This is a genomic window from Halorubrum sp. FL23 (assembly GCF_052439115.2).
Taxonomy (GTDB): Archaea; Halobacteriota; Halobacteria; order Halobacteriales; family Haloferacaceae; genus Halorubrum; species Halorubrum persicum.
On the sequence record NZ_JBQVRO020000043.1, the window covers coordinates 1 to 4,542 of the forward strand.

General features: G+C 51.5%; 6 protein-coding genes. 4 read left to right on the top strand and 2 right to left on the bottom strand.

Annotated elements, in window-relative coordinates:
• The first annotated feature begins 115 nt into the window (after positions 1-115).
• The 3 genes from ACT4MF_RS18710 (at position 116) to ACT4MF_RS18720 (ending at position 1,866) form a co-directional block, all read left to right on the top strand.
• Positions 116-583 (top strand): DUF5518 domain-containing protein, encoded by a 468-nt coding sequence (locus tag ACT4MF_RS18710; protein WP_128906411.1) that lies wholly within the window; start codon positions 116-118, stop codon positions 581-583.
• A 457-nt stretch (positions 584-1,040) separates the two neighbouring features.
• A complete protein-coding gene (locus tag ACT4MF_RS18715; RefSeq protein ID WP_444683827.1) occupies positions 1,041-1,193 on the top strand; it encodes a hypothetical protein in 153 nt (50 codons plus the stop codon).
• Entirely contained in the window at positions 1,186-1,866 is a 681-nt protein-coding gene (locus ACT4MF_RS18720; protein WP_285255546.1) for a serine integrase family protein, read from the top strand. The genes ACT4MF_RS18715 and ACT4MF_RS18720 overlap by 8 nt, the downstream gene beginning before the upstream one ends.
• Positions 1,867-2,141: 275 nt before the next feature.
• On the opposite strand, the gene ACT4MF_RS18725 is transcribed toward ACT4MF_RS18720, so the two are convergent.
• Positions 2,142-2,558, bottom strand: a complete 417-nt coding sequence (locus ACT4MF_RS18725; protein WP_049933529.1) for an HVO_A0114 family putative DNA-binding protein — start codon at positions 2,556-2,558, stop codon at positions 2,142-2,144.
• A gap of 27 nt (positions 2,559-2,585) precedes the next feature.
• Positions 2,586-2,903, bottom strand: a complete 318-nt coding sequence (locus tag ACT4MF_RS18730; protein ID WP_049933527.1) for a toxin-antitoxin system TumE family protein — start codon at positions 2,901-2,903, stop codon at positions 2,586-2,588.
• 683 nt (positions 2,904-3,586) lie between these two features.
• Between ACT4MF_RS18730 and ACT4MF_RS18735 the strand changes: the two genes are divergently transcribed.
• Positions 3,587-4,516, top strand: a complete 930-nt coding sequence (locus ACT4MF_RS18735; protein ID WP_444683826.1) for a hypothetical protein — start codon at positions 3,587-3,589, stop codon at positions 4,514-4,516.
• Positions 4,517-4,542: the final 26 nt, after the last annotated feature.

A 4,542-nucleotide genomic window follows, 5' to 3' on the forward strand; every position in this document is an offset into this window, starting at 1 on the left:
CTGCTGCATTGATCTACGGTACCAATTGTGCGGCTCTTACGAGAGGCTACCGAAATCAACTGGGGGTAAACACGTACCAGATTTATATACAGAATGAAAACGTGAATGAACAGATATGACCCCGCTCAGCAGATTCCGTAAGAACATAAATTACGGACAGTTTCGCACAGCGGTCCTCCTCGGAATCGCCTCGATTCCATTTACTTTCGGGATTAATTGGGTACTCACGCCTGACCCGGTTTCAGCAACGCCATTGTTTATTGCATCCATAATTTCAGGGTATCTATACCAGTCACAGCCAATCAAAGGAACCCATGCAGGCGTAGTAACCGGGCTAACTGGGGGTATCCCGATTATCCTCTGGCAGAGTGGAGTAACAGTCGTTGACTGGTGGGGACATTCAATCCTCGTGGATGCTGTCGGAGACTCTTGGCTGATGGCTATCTCCTCAGTTGGAGCAGGTGTGGCCACCTTAGGTATTATGACGGTTGTCATGATGGTAATTGGAGTAATTGGTGGATTCATTGGTGAATGGATGAACAATCGCATTGACCGAACGCCCACGCTCGGGTCAGAAGCATAATCGTTTCTGAGGGAGTCATAATCTACCTATGCATTGATTCCATCTACGTCTACAGAGAATCGGGTGGTAAGTAAGCAAGCGCGTTCTATCAGCTGATTCGGCTGTAAATTCACGAAATAAATGTCGTGGCAACTCTTCTATGACACCCTAACACATTACAGAGATGTCCCCTTTTGAGAGAATACCAGACTCTCACAAGTACTCAACCTACGCTCTTCTGACGGAGATCGTTGATACAGATCAGTCGAATTCGAAATGAGTGCTAACTCTTCAAAAAATAGGTTTATAAGACCATTCTCAAACCGAATACAAATTTTTCAAACAGCAAGAAGGCAAGCCATCAACAATCTTCTACACAGGAGCGGATTGTGTACAGGGCAAGGTGTTCAGGAAACGGGGGTTTTCTGAACACCTACATTAGAACTAAGTCTAGGCCTAACTATAGACCTATACAGAGATGGCGAAAACGCGAGTCAGTCAGGGGGCGAACGGGCAGTACAAAGTGACGGTGCCGAAGGGGCTCGCGGAGGCGATGGAACTCAATGGGAAACGGCTTGAGTGGAAGGTCAAGTCTGGAAGTTCGTTAGAGGTGACCGTGGTCGATGAGTAGAGCCCTCGCATGGATCCGAAAGTCGAAGGGACATGATGGCGACGTCGGCCTCGAAGAACAGCGGGAGGTCGTGCCAGGTCTCGCTGCCGAGTTGGCCGACGAGGTGGAGAGGCTTGATCTCGGGGTCCACACTGGTTTTTCGACGATGACCCGCGATGACGAGTCGGGCCTACTCGACCAGAACGAGCGCGTCACCGAGCGCATCGACGAGCTGCGGTCTGGTCGATTCAACTACTTGGTCGCACTCGACGATCGTCGAGTCTGCCGTGACGAGTACCTACGCGTGATTCAATACGCCGCCGGACAAGGTAACACCGAAATCGTCTACGTCGGTGAGGTCAACGAAGACGATCTCACCTTCGATCTCAAAAGACGAATCGAACGCGACACCAAAGAGGAGGAGATCGAAAAGTCTCGCCGCGCGATCGAGCGGCGCAAAGAGCAGGGGTACGACCACGGTCGACCGCGGTTTGGGATGACCTACGACGCGAACGGCCACTACCAGGTACCCGGTGAAGAGTTCGACACGGTGACGGAAATTTTCCAACTTGACAACGCCGGGAAGAGCCGCCGGGAGATCGCGGACGAAGTCGATGTCCCGGTGGCGACGGTACAGAACGTTCTCGACCGTCGCGAGTGGTACGTAGAGCGTGAGCAGATGGCTGAGATATAGCCTTTACGAGCCGAGCCTACGGACAACCGTGTGAAACCACGTCTCAATGCGAGCAGTTTAGATTTCCAGACCGTGATTTGTAGTCGAATACCGGATTCTAACACATCCAGAGACGGCTTTATTGAAATCCGTGGTCGCTGATTGTTCGCTGACGCCGTGCTGAATACAGAGCGTGTATCTCACGCGGAATCATCTCCCAATTCGAGTAGGCCGGATCGCTCAGTACAGCCTACTCTGAGAGAACCTTACAACACTCCGAAAGCGGTGGGTGGTAACTACGCGCTCGCGGGTGTACCATCGGCGTCGCCGCTATCGATGAGCGGGTAGTCGATGTGGACCTCGATGCGGTCGAACGGAACGACGGGTTGAATCGCACCGCTGGGCCCGCCCTCTTCGAGCGTGAGGATGCCCAGTACTTCCAGCTGCTTCAGGTCCGAGTGGACGTCGGACACGTCACGCTCGACGAGACGCGCTGCCTCGCGCATGCTCTCGGGCACCTCTTCCGCGATCGCCCGAATGAGCTCGAGGCGCAGCGGCGTGAGACTGTCGACGAAGTCGTCGTAGGTGCCGAACTGGAGCGTTGCTGTTCCATCCTGATCGTCGAGATTGTCGGCCTCGACGTCTTGGACGAACTGGAGCGCGTCCTGACGGAGCTGTTCTCGGTCGTCGACGGTGATGTGGAGTGTGGTCATGGTCGGGGTGTGTCGGGTGGTGTTCGATCAGTGCGGCCGGGGCGGATCGCCGCCGACGGCGTCCCAGTACTCGTCCGCGCTCGCCCAGAACTCGACAAGCCGGTCCTCCATTCCGGGGAACTCGACGTCGTCGAGGTCACCGGCTGCGGTGTGGTGTTCGTGGCCCTTCGTGTCCTCGTGGGAGTTGTCGTATCGGACGAGCGTGAGGTCGTCGAGAGTGCCCAGATGGAGCGTGTACTTCCAGCCCGAGGGGTACGTCTCGGTGTCGTCGGTCGGCCGAAGCACGACGTTCTCGACGAGACCGGCCTCGATGTGGGTGTACTGGAACAGCGGTTTCCGGGCCATCTCTCATCTGTTGGGACACCGGCCAACGCTATAAGCGTTGGGGAGAAGTCCAACACTGAACACAAACCCGCCGGACGTTCACCACAGCGGGCCGAGCGACGCTACGGGCCATCTCATTACTGGGTAGGGGGCGGCGACCCCTCACCGCTCCCGAAACCCAATCTTCCCAGAGGGGATGCCACAGTCTCAATCGTTGCTAAGACACAGTAATGCTATTTCGACTGTGTGAAACCACCTGCTCGGGCGTAAGCCAGACACGGGTTGCTCGCTTTGAGTTTCCGAATCCGCCGATTCGCTCATCTATTTAAGTAGCTCGTAGCGCTAATTGCGCCGCTTAGCCATTTGAGCTTCCGATTTCAGTACCAAAATCGGAACCTCAAACTAGCAGGGGTAGCTCGACGTACACCGCCTTCGAAATGAAGACCCCGCTATCGAGATGAAATCAGACCTGAAGATGCTGGAAATCTTTTTAAACACGGTCTTCCCTGAAACAACTGATCGTTATAATGTACAAAATGGAACAAGTATATAGCATTTTTAGAGTATTTTAACAAAACTATTCGAGAGTATGTATATATAATACAGGAAATAACCGTTTCGTTGCAGAGTTCAGCAACATCAGATTCTCCATTCTGATATTCCCATCAGAGAATATATATGAGTTAGATATTGAACAGTTGATAATGAGCTTATCAAAAAGTAGCGTCATTCTCCTTGCTATACTGATACTGGTAACAGCATCAGTGACGTTGACCTCTCCTGTGGTAGCTCAGGATGGCATTGATTCCTCCAATCTAGAAATTGGTGATATATCTGTACCATCTGAAGTAGAACTTGGTGATAAAATCGAAATAACGTCTAGCGCAGCAATACCTTCTCTCCCAGCTGATTGGTCTGCACAACTTGAATTCGTAGCTTATGCTGACGATCGCCAAGTGGGGACACAAAAAGTCAGTATTGAGGATGGAGATACCGCTGATGTCTCCGTGTCCCATTCGTTTCAGCAGGCCGGTTCCAAGGAACTCTATTTCGATGTTACAGGTGAACTGACTCGTGAAGGAGCAGTAACCGAACAATCTGCGACTATTGATAGAACTACCCAAGCAGTAACAATTGATGTTACTCCTGAGCAAGTGACTACAGAGGGTGCAGCGTTTACTGCCCCTGAATCAATACAGGGTGATATCGATGATGTTCGGGGTGAAATTCCAGAGGTTATTCGAGATGAAACAAATGTGGAGAGTTCATCTCACGCATTTGTACTAACTTCAGCTAATGAATCGTTTGTTGTCTTCACAAATGAGGACCCAAAAGAGGGACACGCGAGTGTAGAAGGCTTCTCACCATCGAATGTAGTTGAGACAGATGAATTTGACTTTGGAGTGGTTGTTGCTAGCGATGTCGAATTTAAATCTCCAACAGAGGTGAGCGTCGGTGAAGTAAACGAGGATGCTGAAGACCACGATAGAAAATACGTTAAAATAAATGCCCACCATCGGAATATTGCCATTAATTACGAAGGTGGATCTTCAACAACAACCGGTGTTTTAGTTGCTGATCCGTTGGTCGCGTCTCAGAACCGTTTAGACTTCACCTCCAGTGGCCTCAACTGAGGTAGTGCAGTGAATCTTCTCGTTGA

Bases quoted from the DNA above. Each gene is read 5' to 3' on its own strand.
- ACT4MF_RS18720 (WP_285255546.1), top strand. From the start codon at position 1,186: ATGAGTAGAGCCCTCGCATGGATCCGAAAGTCGAAGGGACATGATGGC.
- ACT4MF_RS18715 (WP_444683827.1), top strand. From the start codon at position 1,041: ATGGCGAAAACGCGAGTCAGTCAGGGGGCGAACGGGCAGTACAAAGTG.
- ACT4MF_RS18730 (WP_049933527.1), bottom strand. From the start codon at position 2,903: ATGGCCCGGAAACCGCTGTTCCAGTACACCCACATCGAGGCCGGTCTC.
- ACT4MF_RS18710 (WP_128906411.1), top strand. From the start codon at position 116: ATGACCCCGCTCAGCAGATTCCGTAAGAACATAAATTACGGACAGTTT.
- ACT4MF_RS18725 (WP_049933529.1), bottom strand. From the start codon at position 2,558: ATGACCACACTCCACATCACCGTCGACGACCGAGAACAGCTCCGTCAG.
- ACT4MF_RS18735 (WP_444683826.1), top strand. From the start codon at position 3,587: ATGAGCTTATCAAAAAGTAGCGTCATTCTCCTTGCTATACTGATACTG.